At 41.1% G+C, this 19,053-nt stretch carries 18 protein-coding genes; 8 read left to right on the top strand and 10 right to left on the bottom strand.

From position 1 onward, the window contains the following. Positions 1-191: 191 nt before the first annotated feature. Both SY85_RS22675 and SY85_RS22670 read left to right on the top strand, forming a co-directional pair. Complete coding sequence (locus tag SY85_RS22675; protein WP_066408077.1) at positions 192-1,016, top strand: M57 family metalloprotease; 825 nt, start codon at positions 192-194, stop codon at positions 1,014-1,016. Positions 1,017-1,282: 266 nt separating this feature from the next. Further along, positions 1,283-2,107, top strand: a complete 825-nt coding sequence (locus tag SY85_RS22670) for a M57 family metalloprotease (protein ID WP_066408074.1) — start codon at positions 1,283-1,285, stop codon at positions 2,105-2,107. Between the two features lie 51 nt (positions 2,108-2,158). Here the strand turns inward: SY85_RS22670 and SY85_RS22665 are convergent, their stop codons facing one another. Continuing rightward, the gene (locus SY85_RS22665) at positions 2,159-3,109 is read right to left on the bottom strand and encodes a class I SAM-dependent methyltransferase (RefSeq protein WP_066408071.1); all 951 of its coding nucleotides are present in this window, start codon (positions 3,107-3,109) and stop codon (positions 2,159-2,161) included. 60 nt (positions 3,110-3,169) lie between these two features. Here SY85_RS22665 and SY85_RS22660 point away from each other — a divergent pair, with 60 nt between their 5' ends. Continuing rightward, a complete protein-coding gene (locus SY85_RS22660) occupies positions 3,170-4,540 on the top strand; it encodes an exonuclease domain-containing protein (RefSeq protein WP_066408068.1) in 1,371 nt (456 codons plus the stop codon). Here the strand turns inward: SY85_RS22660 and SY85_RS22655 are convergent, their stop codons facing one another. Together SY85_RS22655 and SY85_RS22650 are read right to left on the bottom strand one after the other, a co-directional pair. Beyond that, a complete protein-coding gene (locus SY85_RS22655; RefSeq protein WP_066408066.1) occupies positions 4,541-4,978 on the bottom strand; it encodes an acyl-CoA thioesterase in 438 nt (145 codons plus the stop codon). A 2-nt stretch (positions 4,979-4,980) separates the two neighbouring features. Beyond that, positions 4,981-6,186, bottom strand: a complete 1,206-nt coding sequence (locus tag SY85_RS22650) for an MFS transporter (protein WP_066408063.1) — start codon at positions 6,184-6,186, stop codon at positions 4,981-4,983. Positions 6,187-6,255: 69 nt separating this feature from the next. Here SY85_RS22650 and SY85_RS22645 point away from each other — a divergent pair, with 69 nt between their 5' ends. Continuing rightward, entirely contained in the window at positions 6,256-6,966 is a 711-nt protein-coding gene (locus SY85_RS22645) for an FKBP-type peptidyl-prolyl cis-trans isomerase (protein ID WP_066408061.1), read from the top strand. A 97-nt stretch (positions 6,967-7,063) separates the two neighbouring features. On the opposite strand, the gene SY85_RS22640 is transcribed toward SY85_RS22645, so the two are convergent. The 3 genes from SY85_RS22640 to SY85_RS22630 all read right to left on the bottom strand — a co-directional run bounded on the left by SY85_RS22640 (position 7,064) and on the right by SY85_RS22630 (position 12,189). Continuing rightward, complete coding sequence (locus SY85_RS22640; protein WP_066408059.1) at positions 7,064-8,566, bottom strand: T9SS type A sorting domain-containing protein; 1,503 nt, start codon at positions 8,564-8,566, stop codon at positions 7,064-7,066. 319 nt (positions 8,567-8,885) lie between these two features. Beyond that, complete coding sequence (gene cmk, locus SY85_RS22635) at positions 8,886-9,572, bottom strand: (d)CMP kinase (protein ID WP_066408057.1); 687 nt, start codon at positions 9,570-9,572, stop codon at positions 8,886-8,888. 88 nt (positions 9,573-9,660) lie between these two features. Then, positions 9,661-12,189 (bottom strand): ATP-dependent Clp protease ATP-binding subunit, encoded by a 2,529-nt coding sequence (locus SY85_RS22630; RefSeq protein ID WP_066408055.1) that lies wholly within the window; start codon positions 12,187-12,189, stop codon positions 9,661-9,663. Between the two features lie 97 nt (positions 12,190-12,286). Between SY85_RS22630 and SY85_RS22625 the strand changes: the two genes are divergently transcribed. The 4 genes from SY85_RS22625 to SY85_RS26175 all read left to right on the top strand — a co-directional run bounded on the left by SY85_RS22625 (position 12,287) and on the right by SY85_RS26175 (position 14,756). Continuing rightward, entirely contained in the window at positions 12,287-12,670 is a 384-nt protein-coding gene (locus SY85_RS22625; protein ID WP_066408054.1) for an STAS domain-containing protein, read from the top strand. Between the two features lie 66 nt (positions 12,671-12,736). After that, a complete protein-coding gene (locus SY85_RS22620; protein ID WP_066408052.1) occupies positions 12,737-13,606 on the top strand; it encodes a fructosamine kinase family protein in 870 nt (289 codons plus the stop codon). A gap of 27 nt (positions 13,607-13,633) precedes the next feature. After that, the gene (locus tag SY85_RS22615) at positions 13,634-14,536 is read left to right on the top strand and encodes a ribonuclease Z (RefSeq protein WP_066408045.1); all 903 of its coding nucleotides are present in this window, start codon (positions 13,634-13,636) and stop codon (positions 14,534-14,536) included. After that, positions 14,526-14,756: an ATP-binding protein gene (locus SY85_RS26175; protein WP_066408042.1), complete on the top strand. Its 231-nt coding sequence runs from the start codon at positions 14,526-14,528 to the stop codon at positions 14,754-14,756. The genes SY85_RS22615 and SY85_RS26175 overlap by 11 nt, the downstream gene beginning before the upstream one ends. Here SY85_RS26175 and SY85_RS22605 read toward each other — a convergent pair. From SY85_RS22605 to SY85_RS22590, 4 genes are all read right to left on the bottom strand, one after another. Beyond that, the gene (locus SY85_RS22605; protein ID WP_066408038.1) at positions 14,738-15,880 is read right to left on the bottom strand and encodes an alpha/beta hydrolase-fold protein; all 1,143 of its coding nucleotides are present in this window, start codon (positions 15,878-15,880) and stop codon (positions 14,738-14,740) included. The genes SY85_RS26175 and SY85_RS22605 overlap by 19 nt on opposite strands. Next, on the bottom strand, positions 15,873-16,775 hold the full coding sequence (gene dapA, locus SY85_RS22600) for a 4-hydroxy-tetrahydrodipicolinate synthase (protein ID WP_066408035.1): 903 nt from the start codon (positions 16,773-16,775) through the stop codon (positions 15,873-15,875). The genes SY85_RS22605 and dapA overlap by 8 nt, the downstream gene beginning before the upstream one ends. Positions 16,776-16,881: 106 nt before the next feature. Continuing rightward, positions 16,882-17,880 (bottom strand): acetyl-CoA carboxylase carboxyltransferase subunit alpha, encoded by a 999-nt coding sequence (locus tag SY85_RS22595; protein WP_066408028.1) that lies wholly within the window; start codon positions 17,878-17,880, stop codon positions 16,882-16,884. 373 nt (positions 17,881-18,253) lie between these two features. Next, positions 18,254-18,991 carry a LexA family transcriptional regulator gene (locus SY85_RS22590; RefSeq protein ID WP_066408025.1) on the bottom strand — a complete coding sequence of 246 codons (738 nt, stop codon included), beginning with the start codon at positions 18,989-18,991 and terminating at the stop codon, positions 18,254-18,256. Positions 18,992-19,053 lie beyond the last annotated feature (62 nt).

Here is a 19,053-nt window from a genome sequence, read left to right as displayed (position 1 = left end):
AATTTCATACTTAACACAGTAAATAAGCTGATAATTAGCATCCAGCGCCTTAGTTTATCCGTTATCAACAGCTTCTATAATTCTTACATATTATTTAGAATTTGCAAATATGTTGTTTAATTTTATTTAGCACTGGCTAGACTATAGCCTACCCAACCAATTTCTCCCTTATTCACCTTTAAAATACACATATGAAACACACCTTAAACATCCTTGCTGTTGCAGGAACAGCTATTCTATTAATTACTTCCTGTAAAAAAGATGTACATGACAGCCCGGAAGCATCAGTATCTGAAGCAACGCTTAACCAGATTCAAGCAGCAGGTTTTAGTACTGATAATATTCAAAAAATGGATGGCGGTTATTTAGTAGAAGGCGACATCTTCCTATCAGATGCTGAATTAGCATCTGAGCCTACTTCGCCAAATATGATCATTGCAGAAGAAGAACAGTACAGAACGTTTAATTTGGTCAATCCCAATACGTATTCAACTATTAAAGTAGCGTTGAACAACAGCTCCTCACAACATGAAGCTGTTTTTTCTTCAGCTTTGGACGAAGCCATTCGCCGCTATAATGCGCTTGGTCTTACTATCAAATTCTCTCGCGTAACCTCCAGTCCCAATACTACTGTAGTTGCTTTCTATGAAGTGAGCAATGTCTTAGGTTCTTCCGGTTTTCCAACAAGCAGTGGTGCACCATATAACCAAGTTAGAATGAACACCTATCATTATAGCACTAGTACCAGTTCCACTAATATCAACTACATCGCTACAATTATTGCGCATGAATTAGGTCACTGCATTGGATTCCGTCATACCGATTATATGCGAAGAGCTTACAGTTGTGGTAGTGGCGGCAATGAAGGTCAGGCTAAAAATGGTGTAGGCGCTGTACTTATTCCTGGTACACCTTCTGGTCCGGATGCAGCCTCTTGGATGTTGGCATGTATTGGCAGCAATGTAAATCGACCATTCAACTCTAATGATGTAAAAGCATTAAACTACGTTTATTAATTCGTAGAATTACTTCACTTAAAAAGAGCCGCTGCATCCAGCGGCTCTTTTTAATGCTATTCGGTTTCAATTACATATAAAACAAATAGGTAACTTTTACTATATCAAAATAGTAAAAACCTCATTTTCAATTATTTGCGTATCATTTACACATTAGCGTTAGATTGCAACTGTGTTGCTTTAATATTTTTTTAACATAATTCTAAGTGTGATAAATTGATGTTTCGAAACCATTTTTTAACCCAAACGCTCAACGAAACACACACATGAAACACACTTTCAAAACCCTTTCCCTTGCCGCCGTATTGGCGCTAACCATCACCTCTTGTAAAAAAGATGTAAAAGAAGAAAATGCTCAAACAGAGGTATCTGAAGAAACACTAAGCCAGATAAAAGCAGCAGGCTTTTATAACGGCGGCGTAAAAAAAGTAGACGGCGGCTACTTAGTAGAAGGTGACATCGTTCTAACAGAAGATGATCTCAGGTCAAAGCCTACATCTCCCGACATGGTTGTAGCTAATGAAGAACATTATCGCACAAACAATGTAGTGAAAGCAAGCACCTACCCTACTATTAAAGTAGCGCTAAACAACAGTTCTTCTGCCCACCAGGCTGTCTTTTCAGCGGCTTTGGATGAAGCTATCCGTCGCTATAATGCACAGGGCCTAACTATACGCTTTTCGCGTGTTACTTCAGGCGCTAATACCACAGTAGTTGCTTTCTATGAAGTAAGCAATGTCCTGGGGTCATCTGGCTTCCCTACTGGCGGCGGTGCACCATATAGCCAGGTAAAGATGAATACCTATCATTACAGCACAAGCACCAGTTCTAGCAATGTCAACTACATTGCTACCATCATGGCGCATGAATTAGGTCATTGCATTGGCTTCCGCCATACCGACTATATGGACCGATCTTATAGCTGCGGCGGTGCATATGCAAATGAAGGCGCATCTACTGTAGGTGCTGTATTTATTCCAGGTACTCCATCTGGTCCTTCAGCTAACTCCTGGATGTTGGCCTGTGTTGGAAGCGGAGTAAACCGTCCATTCACCAGCTCAGACGTTACAGCATTGAAATACGTTTATTAATTTTTTCCATAAACACACACACATCAACCGCTGTAGTCTTACAGCGGTTTTTTATTTTGTGATACTGAAACATTGGCGGTGCAGCTTTCCTGCAAAATCAAAAGGGGTAGTCGCCTTGGTAATATCTTTAACAGAATTGGCCTTTATAGCAGGTCTATCTAACTGAAACTTGCGGTAATTGGTACTAAAAAATAAAATGCCGCCCTCCGTAAGCAGTTGCATACAGTCGTTGATCAATTCTACATGATCGCGCTGAATATCCAGAATATCTTCCATACGCTTACTATTACTAAACGTTGGCGGATCCATTACAATGATGTCAAAGCTATTAGATGCCGCTTCCTTTAAATATTGTTTTACATCCGCATGAATAGCCTGGTGCTGTGTAAATTCAGGAAAATTAAGCATCACATTGCGCTCCGTCCAGTCTAAATAAGTCTTAGACAAATCAACCGATGTTACTGCCCCTGCCCCACCAGCAATAGCGTAAACGGAAAAGGAACCGGTATAGCAAAAAAGGTTCAATACTTTCTTATTCCCTGCTATTTCTTTAACCATACCACGGGTAATACGGTGGTCAAGGAATAAGCCAGTATCTAAGTAATCACTAAGGTTTACTATAAACTTTAGCCCTCCCTCATGGACAATAGTCTCATTTTTAGCCTGGTCCAGTTTCTGGTATTGATCCTTCCTGTCTTCTTTCCGCTTCCGCAGTTTAACATAAATCTCATTAACAGGTATAGTGGTAACTTCTGCAATAATTTCCTGGCATTGCGTTAACCAGGCATCATGCTCTTCATCGCTTAAGGCATGTTTGCGTTTGTATTCTGAAACATAGACTTTCTGCTCATAAAGCTCAATGATCAGCGGAAATTCAGGCAAATCATGATCATAGATGCGGAAACAAGAGATGCCCTGCCGGCTAGCCTGCTTGTTTAAGTGCTTATATACTTTCTGCAGCCTGTTATAGAACATTAAATATTTCCCGGAAGGTTGGCTCATTGCTAAATATTTTAGAACTTCGGTCACTTTTCTAACAAGCCCCAAAAATACTATAACGACATGTACGCCATCGTGGATATTGAAACGACAGGGAGTTATGCTGCTGGCAATGGCATTATTGAGGTATCCATTCAAGTATTTGATGGTGAAAATGTTATAGAAAAATTTGAAAGTCTGGTCAATCCCGGGCAGAAGATCCCCCGCTACATTCAGGCCTTTACAGGAATAACCAATGAAATGGTAACCGATGCGCCTTATTTTGAGGAAATAGCCGAAAAAGTATATACCATTTTACAAGGCAACATTTTTGTGGCACACAATGTCAATTTCGATTATTCGTTTGTTAAAAACCATTTACAGCTTTACGGATATACCTTAAACACCAAGAAACTGTGTACGGTACGCCTATCGCGCCAGATTTTTCCGGGCTACCCTTCCTATAGCTTAGGCAACTTATGCCACTCACTGGGTATTGATTTGGAAAACCGTCACCGGGCCGGTGGTGATGCTGCGGCAACTGTCACCTTGTTCAAACTGTTATTACAAAATGATACCAACGATCATATTACAGCTAGTTTAAAGCGCAACTCCAAGGAACAAACCTTACCGCCCAATGTTCCTAAAGCTCATTTTGATGCCCTGCCCTCTACACCGGGCGTCTATTATTTTCATGACAGCAAGGGCAAGGTAGTATATGTGGGCAAGGCCAAAGACATAAAAAAGCGTGTTAACAGCCACTTTAGCAATAATTCTGATAGTAAGCAAAAGCAGAATTTTGTTCGCCATGTTCATGCCATTTCCTTTCAGGCAACTGCTACAGAACTGATGGCAGCCATATTAGAAAGTACAGAAATAAAACGACTATGGCCTTCCTTCAATAATGCACAGAAAAAGCCGGAAGATGTGTATGGCATCTTTGTCTATGAAGACCAGGCGGGCTATATGCGCTTGGCCATAGAGAAAAAACGTAAGAACTCAAACCCCATTTATACTTTCCATTATAAAGTAGATGGGCATGGTGTGATACGGAAACTGATGAAGGAATTTGACCTTTGCCCGAAGCTGTGTTTTATGCAAACCGACAATGATGACTGCCAGGGAATGATTGAGAACCATTGCCATGGCGCATGCGAAAAAAAGGAAGCCCCGAAGGCCTATAACGACAGGGTTTTGCAAGCCATTGCCTCTCTTACCAGTCGCCCCTCCTATATTGTATTAGACAAGGGTCTAAATGACGAAGAAGTTTCTTGCATCATGGTGGTAAAAGGTTCTTTCTTTGGAATGGGCTATTTGCCCAAGAACTTTGACACCATCACTGAAGAGGCAATAGCTGAATATATTAAGCCCTACAAGGAAAACAGTTATATAAGGACGTTATTAAACACTTACATTAACAACTTTCCAGATCAGATCAAACACTTGCCTGGCTAATTAAGCCAACCATTCAAATGTTTCTGTTTTTGGCATCTGGTTAAATACCTCAAATACTTGCTCTGGAGGAGACGTCAGTTTCCGCTCTTTTAAGTTCATCCAGGCGCCGTCTACAGTTAGTACAGCAGAAAGTATATCACCGTTCTTAATGATCTGGTGCTGAATACTCCAGCGGGCGAAATCCTTTTTTGAGCGCAATAGTTGCAAGTTGATCTTCACTTCATCACCAGAACGAATCTCTCTACGGAATATACATTCTTCTCTGAAAAGAATGGGACCAAACATCAGTTTCTGCATAACATGCGCATCAAGACCATATTCATTTAAAAACTCTACTCTACAAAACGCGCCCCAGTCATAGTATACCGAATGACGCAAGTGAAAGTTAGGATCCAGGTCTGACCAGCGAACTTGTACGATACGGCTGAATTCTTCCATGCTTAAGCTTCTTTTTTTCGTAGCCAAAGAAAACCCAAGGCAGCGAAACCACAAAGAATAAAATCGCCTATAAACAGTATAGGAAAGTCTGATTTAGCCACCACCTTAGAAGCTAAAATAGGAGAAAGCACTTGTGCTATAGCAAAGGTCATGGAGTAAGCAGCCGCATATTGACCCCTGTTGAAATTATTAGTACGCGATACCCAAAAAGAATTGGTAAAGGGGAAAAGCAGCATCTCTCCAAAGGTTACCAGTAGCATACTCACTAGTACTAAAGCTATTTGCGGTACAAATGCCAGCATTAAAAAAGAAAGTCCAATCAGCAAAGCACCAACAACCATATAAAAAAGTGGATGTCGCCTATGTTCCAACTTATACACCAATATCATTTCTACCAGCACTATAATAACACCATTACTGGCCAGGATCAACCCTATAATGTTTTCAGAAAGATGCACCTCCTCTTTATAATAAACTGGCAGCATACTAAACAGCTGGAAAAAGCAAATACCGATTAGCAATAGCGAAAACATCCCTTTCATAAAAACCCTATCCTTGTATGCAGAATTGCTTGCTATAACAGTTTCCTTTTGTGTAGCCTTTTGAGAGATTGTTTCCTGGTGAAATTGAAATAAAAAAATATATAGTAATAATGCGGCGGCTATACAGGTTAATCCATCTGCCCAAAACAAGGCTGTATAACTAAAATTATAAGCTAGCAAGCCTCCAATGGCAGGCCCAATGGCCCATCCTAGGTTTATAGCTAGCCGATTAAGCGAATAGGCCCTTGTTCTACTACTATCTGTACTATAAGCGGCAATAGCGGCCGCGTTTGCAGGCCGAAAAGATTCACCCACACTTGCCAATAAAAAAATAGTAATGGCAAAGGACCAGAAACCATGTATATGGCTCAGAATGATAAAAAATACACCGTTCGATAATAAGCTAAAGAACTGTACCCAAAAGAACCCCAAACGGTCAGAAAGCTTCCCGCCTATAAAACTACCCAGAATAGCCCCTAGCCCAAAAGCAGACATTACAGTCCCAGCTTGAGAAAGTGTATACCCGTTAGAGATTAAATAAACCGTCAGGAATGGAATAACCATTGTACCGCTACGGTTAATGAACATCACCAGCGAAAGCCACCAGATGGGTCGTGGAATACCTGTATATGCTTTTTTATATAATTCAACGGAAGCCTGAAGCATTTACGAATTTAAAGGAACCTTTACAAGGTCTGAAGCTTGATCCCTTAAATTTGTCCTTTAACTTGAATTATGAAAAAAGTACTTATCATGGCAACAGCTTTTGTAACGCTTACAGCAGCGGCACAAAAGAAGCCTGTACCTGTAAAAAAAACGACTAGCACTACCCCGGCTTCGCCTTTAAAAAACTTAACCGATTCAGCCAGTTATGCTATTGGTGTTAGCGTGGCTAGCTTCTATGAACAACAAGGTATTACCAATCTGAATACTTCATTGGTGGCAAAAGCAATCAATGACGTTTTAGGCAAAAAGACATTGTTACTGAACGACTACCAGGCCAATTCCGTAATGATGAAATGTATCAATAAAGCACAAGAGGCGAAATCAAAGCCTAATATTGATGCGGGTGAAAAATTCCTGGCACAAAACAAATCCAAATCCGGCGTAAAGACTACGGCTTCAGGCTTACAATATGAAGTAATTAAGGAAGGTACTGGCCCCAAGCCTACAACAGCAGATACCGTAACGGTTAATTATGTTGGCACCTTGCTGAATGGTAATGAATTTGACAACTCTTTCAAAAGAGGCGAGCCAATTTCCTTCCCTGTTACAGGTGTAATCAGAGGCTGGACAGAAGCGCTGCAATTGATGCCAGAAGGGTCTAAGTACAAATTATATATACCTTACCAATTGGCGTACGGCCCTAACGATCAAGGTCCTATACCCGGAGGTTCTATGTTGATCTTTGAAGTTGAACTTTTAAAAGTTAGTAGTTCTAAATAATATATCTCCTAAAATAAAAAGGTGGTCAATCGACCACCTTTTTATTTATTTCACTTATAAAAGGCAGTTAACAGGTATCGCCTTTCTGTAATAAATATTATTTATTTACAACCAACTTTTCAATTTGTTGCGCCCCATTTTCCTGGTTTGTAATTCGTAATGAATACATACCTGGGCTTAGTTGATCAACACGCAAGTTAGAAGCACTCACATTCCGATATTGTTTGATAATGCGACCACCCATATCGGAAATAAGCACATCGCGGTTTCCTCGCTCACTATCAAAAATGATATTTACGCTGCCATCACTGCTCGGATTTGGATAAACCATGACTTTACCAGCATGGTTAACACCATTGATACTACGTATTTCACTTAACTTGAATTTGCCATCAATATCAACCTGCTTTAAGCGGTACTGCGTAACACCTTTTTGATTATTTGCCTCACTATACTCATAGGTTAGCAGAGAGCTGCTGTTGCCACCAGTTGCTTTTGATTCTACAAAGGATACATCTACCCAACCATTTCCAGAATTGCGTTGCACAGAGAAGCCCTTGTTATTATTTTCGGAGGCCGTTTCCCAGCTTAAAGTAGCGTTATTATTTACACGCTTAGCATTAAACGATTTTAAGGATACCGGCAAAGGACCAGGTAGCGCACAAGCAATGGTGGGCAATAGTTGGCTTACAATCATACCGTCAAAGTTAATTGCCACAAATACATCCTGTCCTGCCAAACTATTTGTGAGAGTTGCTGTAGCAGTTCTTGTTTGTCCGCGGGGAACTGTGACTTTACCTGATGTAACCAATATATCCGCTCCTCCTAAAGTTGTTGGCAGAAGCTCTCCGTTTGCATCGGCATCTACATAAAGAGCGTAGTCAAGCTGCTGCGTTTTATCTGAAAGGTTGGTAATGTTGGCAGTTACTAGATCACAATTCGTTATACCGGTAATTGTGATATTGGGTAGTGGAGTTTGTAAGCCACAGTTTACACAATTTACAGTTGTTGCATCAGCACTAGCCGTGGTAAAAAAATTAGAAATAAAAACGTATTCAGTTAAAGTCATACAATCATATGGCAGCTCCATTTGAATACCTGTTAATTCATAACGTACATTTCCATTTGACAACACTGTTTTCTGAATGGTAGAGGCGGCTACATTTCCTTTCGTTGCCATACTTGGATCAAGAACATAGTTTGTAAAGCTTGGTGCAGCACCGCTATTGTCTATTGCAATATTTAATAAAGGAGTACCTACCTCTTTATTTCCTCTCGGAGGAACTTTTTTTCCAGCTACCCCATCTTTGCACTGAAATGTATTCGGATAAGGGCTAGGGTTAGGACCTGGTACATTATGACCGTCTTGGGTAGCCGATTCTATATAGGTCTGTATAAAAATGTACTTGTTATTTGGGTTGTTAGCTATTGTAAAACTAGCATCGAAAGTTGCTGTACATTTCCTGTCTGCTATACCGCCTTCATTAATACGTACATTTTGAAATACGGCATCACTGATTAAACAAGACTGTGCTGAGGAGTTTTTGCTTAGACACAATAGAGTTAGGATAGCTATTAAGCTGTGTAAAAATCTTTTCATTTTCAGAGTTTTTAGAATTATTGTGCTTCTTGGGGTACAGGAGGGATTACCTCTGAGAATGAATAGGCATAGACATACGCCCAAGTCATTCTAATGGATGGAATTCAATAGGTAATGAAATACTGAAGTATAAATAAGGTAGGAACAGCTTAACTTATAGGATATTGTAACTGCGCACAACCCCGGCCGGGAGCTTTGTCCCTTACGTTTATTAAATAGTTATGCCACATCGGTATTACGCCAAAGCATAACTGTAATTTTAAAAAGAAAAAGGCGCCCTAAAGCGCCATTTGTATAATAAAGTCTACAAAGAATTCGGTTAGGCCATCGCTTTACTGCTATCATGAACCAGCCTCAACGCTTTTTTGAATTGTTCTTCAGGAGTCAAATTAGTATTATCCAGAATGATGGCATCCTCAGCTTTCCGCAATGGACTTACTTCACGATTGGAATCGATGTAATCACGCATTTCGAGGTTTGCCTTTACTTCTTCCAGCGAAATATTAGGATTCTTCTCAAAAAGTTCTTTAAATCGACGTTCTACACGAACAGCGTTATCAGCAGTCATAAACAACTTCAATTCGGCTTTCGGGAATACTACAGTTCCTATATCCCTTCCATCCATCACAATGCCTTTCCCCTTGCCCATTTGCTGCTGCTGCGCTACAGCAAACTCACGCACTTCCTTAATAGCAGCCACCTCACTTACTTTTTCAGCTACTACCAGGTCGCGGATTACGTATTCTACGTTTTCCTCGTTTAAGTGCATTTCCGACCTATCACTGATCGGATTGAATACAAATTCTAACGAGATATTCTCTAATGCTTCGTGCACTTCTTCAGGATTTGTCCAATCCACATGGTTACGTAAAAAATAGAGGGTTATTGCCCGATACATCGCTCCACTATCTACATATATATACCCCAATTCCTGGGCTAATTGCTTGGCCAAGGTACTTTTCCCACAAGATGACCAACCATCTATTGTTACTATAATCTTTTTCATATCTATCAGCTACCACAAAATTGCTTCGTATTAATGGAATGACAAAAAAAAGCCCCGCAATTTGCGGGGCTTTATACAATTTAGCCGTTTATGCTTTAGATTCTTCTTTCGGTTTGGATTCACCCAAGGTGAATACCAACTTACCATTTTCCTTATCCAAGTCAGCCTTCAACACATCACCTGCTTTCACATGCATATTCAGGATTTCCTCAGCCAGAGGATCTTCTAAATACTTCTGGATAGCGCGGTGAAGCGGACGAGCACCAAACTGATGATCATATCCTTTATCGGCAATAAACTCTTTTGCTTCTTCTGATAACTCCAGACTGAATCCCAGATTTGTCAGGCGCTTCATTACACCCTTCATCAAAATATCAATGATCTGGAAGATATTCTCTTTAGACAGAGAGTTAAAGATGATCACATCATCAATACGGTTCAGAAACTCCGGAGAGAAAGTACGCTTCAGCGCTTTTTCGATTACGGCTTTTCCTAATTCATCTGCATTCTGTACTCTGGCTTGCGTAGCAAAACCTACACCCTCACCAAAGTCCTTCAGCTGACGTACACCGATATTTGATGTCATGATGATCATGGTATTCTTGAAGTCTACCCTTCTACCTAAACCATCTGTCAATTGGCCGTCATCCAATACTTGCAACAAGATGTTGTAAATATCAGGGTGCGCTTTTTCAATCTCATCTAAAAGAATTACACTGTAAGGCTTACGGCGTACACGCTCTGTCAACTGACCACCTTCTTCATAACCAACATATCCTGGAGGCGCACCAATCAAACGAGATACAGTGAACTTTTCCATGTATTCACTCATATCAATGCGGATCAAGGCATCTTCAGAGTCAAACATATAACGAGCCAATGAACGAGCTAACTCCGTTTTACCGACACCTGTAGGTCCCAGGAAGATAAAAGTACCAATAGGCTTCTTCGGATCTTTCAAACCTACGCGGTTACGCTGAATCGCCTTCACTACTTTAGAAATGGCTTCATCCTGCCCAATTACCATACCTCTCATATCATCGGCCATCTTCCGCAACTTCTCCGTTTCAGCTTCAACCATTCTGCGTACAGGTATACCCGTCATCATGCTGATCACTTCGGCAATCTCTTCTTCACCGATTGGGTAACGCTTGTGCTTACTTTCTTCTTCCCACTGTGCTTTCGCTCTTTCAAGCTCTTCACCCAAACGTTTTTCTGTATCACGCAGAGCAGCAGCTTCTTCAAACTTCTGGCTCTTTACTACACGATTCTTTTCAACCTTAATATCCTCAATCTTCTTCTCTAAGTCCAAAATGTTCTGAGGTACATTGATGTTCTTTAAGTGAACACGTGCACCTACTTCATCCAATACGTCAATAGCCTTGTCTGGCAACAGACGGTCAGTGATATAACGGTCACTCAGCTTCACGCAAGCATTGATCGCTTCATCATCATAGATTACATTATGGTAATCTTCGTATTTAGACTTGATGTTATTCAAGATCTGAATAGTATCTTCTACACTTGGTGGATCTACCATTACTTTTTGGAAACGACGGTCTAAGGCACCATCCTTTTCAATATGCATGCGGTATTCATCTAACGTAGATGCGCCTATGCATTGCAGTTCACCACGTGCCAGCGCTGGTTTGAAGATGTTAGAAGCATCCAATGAACCAGAAGCGCCACCGGCACCTACAATCGTATGGATCTCATCGATGAACAAGATCACATCGCGATTCTTTTCCAGTTCATTCATGATGGCCTTCATGCGCTCTTCAAACTGACCACGATACTTAGTACCAGCTACCAATGCAGCTAAGTCCAGAGATATCACACGCTTGTCAAACAACACGCGACTCACTTTACGCTGTACTATACGTAAGGCTAAACCTTCCACGATAGCGGTTTTACCCACTCCAGGCTCACCAATCAAAATCGGGTTGTTTTTCTTTCTACGTGAAAGTATTTGAGAAACCCTTTCAATTTCTTTTTCACGACCCACAATCGGATCCAGCGTACCGCTTTCGGCTAACTTAGTAATGTCTCTACCAAAATTGTCTAGTACAGGTGTCTTGCTCTTAGCAGCGGCACCGCCTCTTGCTTTTGAACCAGAGTATTTCTTTTCATCTTCAAAACCTTCATCATCCTCATCCTGGTATTCGGCTCTTACATCATTTGATTTGATCATACCTAACTCCTGTCTGAATGATTCATAATCCACATCAAACTGATTCAAAATCTGAGTGGCTATGTTTTCTTTGTTTTTTAAAATAGAAAGCATCAAGTGCTCGGTTTCCACTGTTGGACTCTTAAGCGCCTTAGCTTCCAGTACCGTTACTCTAATCACCTTCTCAGCCTGTTTGGTGAGAGGCAGGCTATTTATATTAGCAATGTTTTTACCGGTTTTATCTTTTACAGCCAATTCTACTTCCTTTCTCAACTCATACAAGTCTACGCTATTGCTTTTCAAAATGCGTACCGCTGTATTATCGCCTTCCCGAATTAGACCTAAAAGCAAGTGCTCCGTCCCAATAAAATCATTTCCTAATCGCAATGCCTCCTCTCTACTGAAAGAGATGATTTCTTTTACTTGCGAGGAAAAATTATTATCCATTTGATTAATTATGCTTTAATACAATAATAACGAATATTTTTATGCGAGGTTTAACGACAAACTGTTAATACTTTTCGCAATATATTTCGCACTTATTATGGAAGTCAAAACTGATACCAAAGAACGTTTTCATGTCATTAGCGTCGAATCTGAGCATCTTTCTGCTAATATGACAGAAGACCTTTGCAAACAACTGGCCACCTATTTACAACAAGATATAAAAAATGTAGTATTAAAACTAAACAGTGTTAACACTATGGATGAGGCTGGCGCAGAGCATTTAGTAAAAACTCAGCAACAGTTTTATGATGCCGGAGCTTCATTTGTCATTTGTGAACTTACTGCCAATATGGAACAGTTTCTTGATCAAAAGAATCTGTTAGAACTGATGAACACAACACCTACAGAGAGCGAAGCTTGGGACATTGTACAAATGGAAGAGATAGAGCGTGAACTGTTAGGCGATGAAGATGAAGAGTAAGTTTACTGAAATTCTTTTTATTTTAAAAGTAATGGTCGCATTACACAGAAACCATGATTCGAATCGATGATATCCATTGATCCGGTTATCTACCAACAACTTTGTCAAACACTTAGTGTTAACAAAATATACTTAGAGGAAACAAGTGGTGGCAGCATTAACAAGACGTTTAAATTATCAGCTAATAATCGCACTCTTTTCTGCAAGGTTAATTCTGCTACCAATTTTCCACACTTATTCAAAACAGAGGCAGCCGGCCTGCAATTGCTAAACCATGCTGGACCACTGAGAACACCAAAGGTGATTGGCTTACTCGAAACCCATTCTTTTCAAATTCTTTTATTAGAGTGGATAGAACGCTCAACACCAAATCATACGTTTTGGAAAAGCTTTGGTGAAGGATTGGCAGCCTTGCATTCCCATACGCAATCACTTTTAGGGCTAGAGACAGATAACTTTATGGGCTCCTTACCACAGAAAAACAAATCAGCCACAGATTGGCCAACCTTTTTCATTCAAAACCGCTTGGAACCGCTCGTTCAGCAGTGTCATTCCCAGCAACTACTAACGACACATCATCTTTTAAGTTTTCAAAAACTCTATACCTATATTCCAGGCATTTTCAATGAACAATCACCAGCTCTTTTACATGGCGATCTCTGGAGTGGCAATTATTTGTGCGCTGTAGATAAACAGCCCGTATTGATTGATCCAGCTACTTATTACGGCCATCCTTCCATAGACCTGGCCATGACAACCCTTTTTGGTGGTTTTGACAAAGCCTTTTATGAGGCCTACCACTATCATACTCCTCTTCCCACCAACTATAAAGAACAATGGAAAGTTTGTAATTTATACCCACTCTTAATTCACTTGCTTTTGTTTGGGAAAAGTTATTTATCCTCAATAGAGAGCACACTCAGCGATTTTCAATAAATTGATTCAGACTAGTAATTTTAGCGCATGTTATCTGTGACGATTTTAGGAAATAACTCAGCAGTCCCAGCCTTTAATAGACACCCTACCAGCCAGGTAGTTTCTCACGATGGCACCAATTATTTAGTGGATTGTGGCGAAGGCACACAAATACAAATGATCAAATACAAGATTCGAAGAGGTAAGATCTCGCATATTTTCATCTCTCACCTCCACGGAGACCACTACTTTGGCTTAGTAGGCCTGATCAATACCTTCAGCCTTTTATCACACAAACAAGAGATACACGTGTATGGACCAGAGCCTTTACAGCAGATTATTGAAATGCAGCTGAAGGTAGCAGATACTATTCTTTCTTACCCCATCTTCTTTCATACACTTACCGAAAATGCTACCCTGGTCGATAACGAGCGCATCCGCATAAAATGCTTTCGTACCCAGCACCGTATTCCATGTTTTGGATTCAGCTTTGAAGAAAAAGAGGGAAAACGCAAGTTGTTAATAGAGCAAATACGCAAACTACAAATCCCCATTAGCTTTTACAGCAGTTTGCAAAATGGGTTGGATTATATTACTCCCAAAGGAAAGGTCATTAAAAACGATACGGTTACAGCAGCTCCAGGGAAAGGAAAAAGGTATGCTTTCTGCGCCGATACACGTTACGACGAAGGCCTGATAGAGCACATCTACGACTTTGATACCATTTACCATGAGGCTACCTACTTGGACAATATGCAGGACAAGGCCTATTCACGTTACCACACCACTACTAAGCAGGCCGCAGCCCTTGCCCGTAAAGCCATGGTAAAACGCTTACTTATTGGCCATTTTAGTTCCAAATACAATTCTCTGGATGTCTTTCAAGACGAAGCCCGCCAGGTTTTTCCCAATACCGAACTGGCTATAGAAGGCGTTACCTATGAAGTCTAAACTGCTGAGCCAACAAAATTGTTGTATTTTTTCTGAGCTAACCTTTGCGCAAAAAATATTCACAGTATTCCTACGCTTACATACAAAAGATGCCTATGAAGGAACAGACAAGGGCTTAACCATTTGCAAAAAGATAGTGCAAAATCATAATGGCTTTATTGAGGCCTTCAGCGCGCCAAATAATGAAACAGCCTTTGAGATTTACTTTCCGGATTTGTAATGGCTAAGCCAATGGTAGAATATAGGAAACTCATGACGCCAGGTTGCTTCATCATGTTTTCCCTCTGCACGAATAACGGTGGTAATATCCGCTTTAGACAAGCGTGTCATTTGCTCAAATACACCCAACATGTCCGTAACCATATGTTCACTTTCCTGTTTGCCGGCAAAGAAATACATTCGCCCCTTTACTTTCTTGGCTTTCTTTTCAATATCCTCCTTCAGAGCAGGTGCCACCCAAAAGGCTGGTGAGAACACACCAGCGGCGCCAAACTTATTTGGGTATTTTAATAGAGCATAAAAGGAAATCAAGCCACCCATTGAGCTTCCTGCTATAGATGTATACTTAGCGGAACGTTTGGTTTTATAATGCCGGTTGATATAAGGCATTAGTGTATGAACTAAAAAATCAACGTATTGATTCCCCTCCCCCTTTCCAAACTGCTGCATATCATAAGGACAATACTCGTTTATCCGCTTTTCACTGCTATTATCAATAGTTACCACAATGGTTTCACCATATTGGGCATTCATGGTATCTAAGGCCTCATCTACCCCCCATTCACCTGCAAATGCCGTAATTTCATCAAACACATTCTGCCCATCATGCATATACAATACCGGGTAGGTCTTATTACTACGGTTATAACTTTCCGGTAAATAGATCATTACGCGGCGGTAACGCAACAGCTGCGGTATGTAAAACGAAGTATCAACTAAATGCACATTCTTACTGGCAGTACTCACTTTAGGCTTTTTAGGAAAATGATCAGCCCAATGCAAAATAGATACCTCAATGGTAGTATCCGATGAAACCGTTAGCACCCTGTTAGCAACGGAAGATCCATTCTGGCCCGATTCCACACGCTCCCAACTGCCACGGGTAAACTTAAATTCTTGTTTCCCAGGAGGCGCCACAAACGAAATACGATAGACACCGCTAGCGTCTTTTTCTAGTTGGGCCGTTTTCTCATCCGGCTTCCAGTTATTAAATGAGCCTGCAATAAATACAGGCTCATTTAATTGATGATAAGAAGGTAATTCTTTAATAAGTAGAGTAATGCGAAACTGTGCTTGCAATGTGCCAGCTAAGCCTAAGCCAGCTAGCAATAACCATTTATGCATGAATTCCTTTTTGGCGAAGTGATTCCAGGTACTCTTTCACTTGCTCATAAATGCGATCGCTTAGTGGAACCAAAGGCAAACGCAGGTTGTTTTCAATGATACCTAGTTCGGTTAAAAATGCTTTCACACCAGCCGGATTGTTTTCAGCAAACAGCAGGTCATAACCTGACAACAATTTATTATTCAGAGAACGCGCTGTAACGTAATCATTTTCTAAAGCGGCATTTACCATACCAGTAAAGTCTTTAGGGAAGCAGTTAGCAGCCACACTGATCACACCATCCATACCACAGGCTATCTGGGCCAGGGTTAAATTATCATCACCGCTCACTACCATAAAGTCCTGTGGCGTATCACGCAATAGCTGCATACACTGCCCCATATTGCCACTAGCTTCTTTAATACCGTCAATGTTCTCAAAATCATTAGCCAGGCGCACCACGGTTGCAGGTGCTATATTACTGCCTGTACGACCAGGAACATTGTATAAAAGAATAGGCCGGTTGGTTGCCTGGGCCATTGCTCGGTAATGCTGATAAATTCCTTCTTGGGAAGGTTTGTTATAATAGGGGCTGGCAGATAGGATAGCCGCCGCTTTTTCAATTGGAAATGCTTCCAATTCTTTTACCACCTCGTTAGTATTGTTACCACCAATACCAATCACTACAGGCACACGATCAGCAACAGTTGAAAAAGTAGCCTGAACAACCTCTTGCTTTTCTTCTTTTGACAAGGTAGGAGTCTCACCTGTAGTACCCAAGGTTACCACATACTGCACCCCACCTTCTATAACGAAATTGATTAGCTTTTGCAGGCTATCAAAATCAACAGAGCCATCTGCTTGAAACGGTGTTACCAATGCCACACCCGTTCCTCTTAAAATATCTCTAACCATGAGTATTTATAAAGTTTCTTAGTGTCAATAATGCATCGTGAATTGTGAATCGGCAATCGAAAATGAATTTCTAAATTCACGATTGCCGTTTCCCGGATCCCGATAACTATGCTTCTTCTCCAGGAATTTCCAAAGCCGCCTCTTCCCAGAAGCCCATACGGCCGAATTTATCAATACGCTGATTAATGCGCTCTTCAGTAGGAATGGCTTTCAGCTCTTTTAAAACATTAATTAAATGGTTCTTCAAAATCTGGGCAGCCACATCGTAGTTCCAGTGCGCACCACCAGCTGGTTCAGGAATAATATCATCTACCAGTCCAAAGCCTTTCATGTGATCGGCTGTCAGACGCAGCTGCTCGGCAGCTACTTCTTTTTTATCCCAGCTTCTCCATAAGATTGAAGAACAGCTTTCAGGAGAAATTACCGTATACCAGGTGTTCTCCATCATATATACGCGGTCGCCCACGCCTATACCCAGTGCACCACCAGAGGCGCCTTCTCCAATAATTACGACAATTACCGGCACCTTCAGGCGTATCATTTCATAAATATTGCGGGCAATAGCTTCCCCTTGTCCACGCTCTTCTGCTTCCAGGCCCGGATAGGCACCCGGTGTATCAATTAAGGCAACAATGGGTTTGTTGAACTTTTCGGCCAGGCGCATCAGGCGTAGCGCTTTGCGGTACCCCTCAGGATTGGCCATACCAAAGTTTCGCAGCTGACGCGTCTTGGTATTGATCCCTTTCTGCTGACCAATGAACATTACGGTTTCTCCATTTAGCTGGGCAAATCCACCCACCATGGCTTTATCGTCCTTCACATTGCGGTCGCCATACAGCTCCACAAAGTTTTCAGTCATTTTCTCAATATACTTCAAGGTATAGGGGCGATCCGGATGACGGCTTAATTGCACCCTTTGCCAGCTGGTCAGGTTTTGCGTTATCTGTTGACGACGCTCCAATATTTGCTCTTCCAGTTTGGCAATTTGCTCAGAATAATCAATTTTCTTTTGCTCAGCGGCGTGTTTCAGACGTTCAATCTCATCGATCAAATCCTTAATAGGCTTCTCAAAATCCAGGAACTGTCTGTTTGCATTAGATGGCATAGGCAAGTATCAATAGTGGCGCTAAAATTAAGCAGCTTTAGGGAATTGTTAATTTGTTATTTGAAAATTAGTGTCACACAGAGGCGCCGGGGGCGCAGGGAAGGGTTTCGCACAGAGAAAAGGAGATCAGGTTTCACGCAAAGGCGATAAGATTAAAAGACACCAAGAAATGAAGGGCTGACTATAAATGAAAAGCACTCCCTAATTGAAGTGCTTTTCATTTATCAATTTATTCTCTCTTTATTGAACATTGATCGTTGAGAATTGAGCATTGAACATTCCCTCCCTTCTTCCTTCATCATTCCTTGTTCCTTGTTCATTATTCCTTCCTCCTAATCCATTAATCTCCCCAAATCCTGGTTTTGACCATCCCTTATGCCGTAATCTTAAATTCCCTTGGCTGCGGTACGCGAGAGCGTATGTGGCGGCGGAATGTCCAAACCTGCTTGATATCGTCTACAAGGATACGCATTTGTGGAGCTACGTCTTCGTTGTCCGAGATCAGTACCCATTCTTTATCATTAAGCTGGTAAACGCGTTTCACCAACAGCTGTTCCCCGGTTAATATGATATATACGCTAAAATTGCGGATATCGGGCCAGTCTTCATGCGGCAACATCGTAGCCAGGATAAGATCGCCAGCAAACAAGGTAGGCTCCATGCTTTCCCCGTCTACTTCAAAATAGCTCCAAACAGCTCCTGTAGGGTTCACTCCAGGAGGCAAAGAGTATTTTTCTAAGGTATCTAAATAATCCGTTTGCTCATAAGCCTTTACGTAGCCCGCCTGCGCCTTAATACCAACCAGGGGCACTTCCAACTGGCGCACCTCTTTCTTCTGCTCTCTGCGCTCTAAGTAGTAAGGCAGGTTACGCGTTTTAGAATGCGCCGTACCAAAAATTTGCACATCGCTAACAATTGAATGTGAATAATCTTCACTTTTTCGCTCCTCTATGAAGTTATTAATGAGCAATTTCGTGGCCTTACTCACGCCACACTTGCCTTTCTCCATTTTATTGACCAATTCACGTGTTATGCCCAATGCAGTAGCAAATTCCTCTTGGGTAAGGTTATACAACTGCCTGATATTCTTTATGTTATACTCAGTTTTCATATGTGTTAACCAATTGTGAATTTAAATGTGAATATTATGTGGATAATGTGAAATTATGTAAC

It is taken from the genome of Flavisolibacter tropicus (assembly GCF_001644645.1).
Lineage (GTDB): Bacteria > Bacteroidota > Bacteroidia > Chitinophagales > Chitinophagaceae > Flavisolibacter > Flavisolibacter tropicus.
The sequence above is the reverse complement of the archived record's forward strand: the minus strand, read 5'-3'. Positions and strand labels throughout refer to the sequence as shown.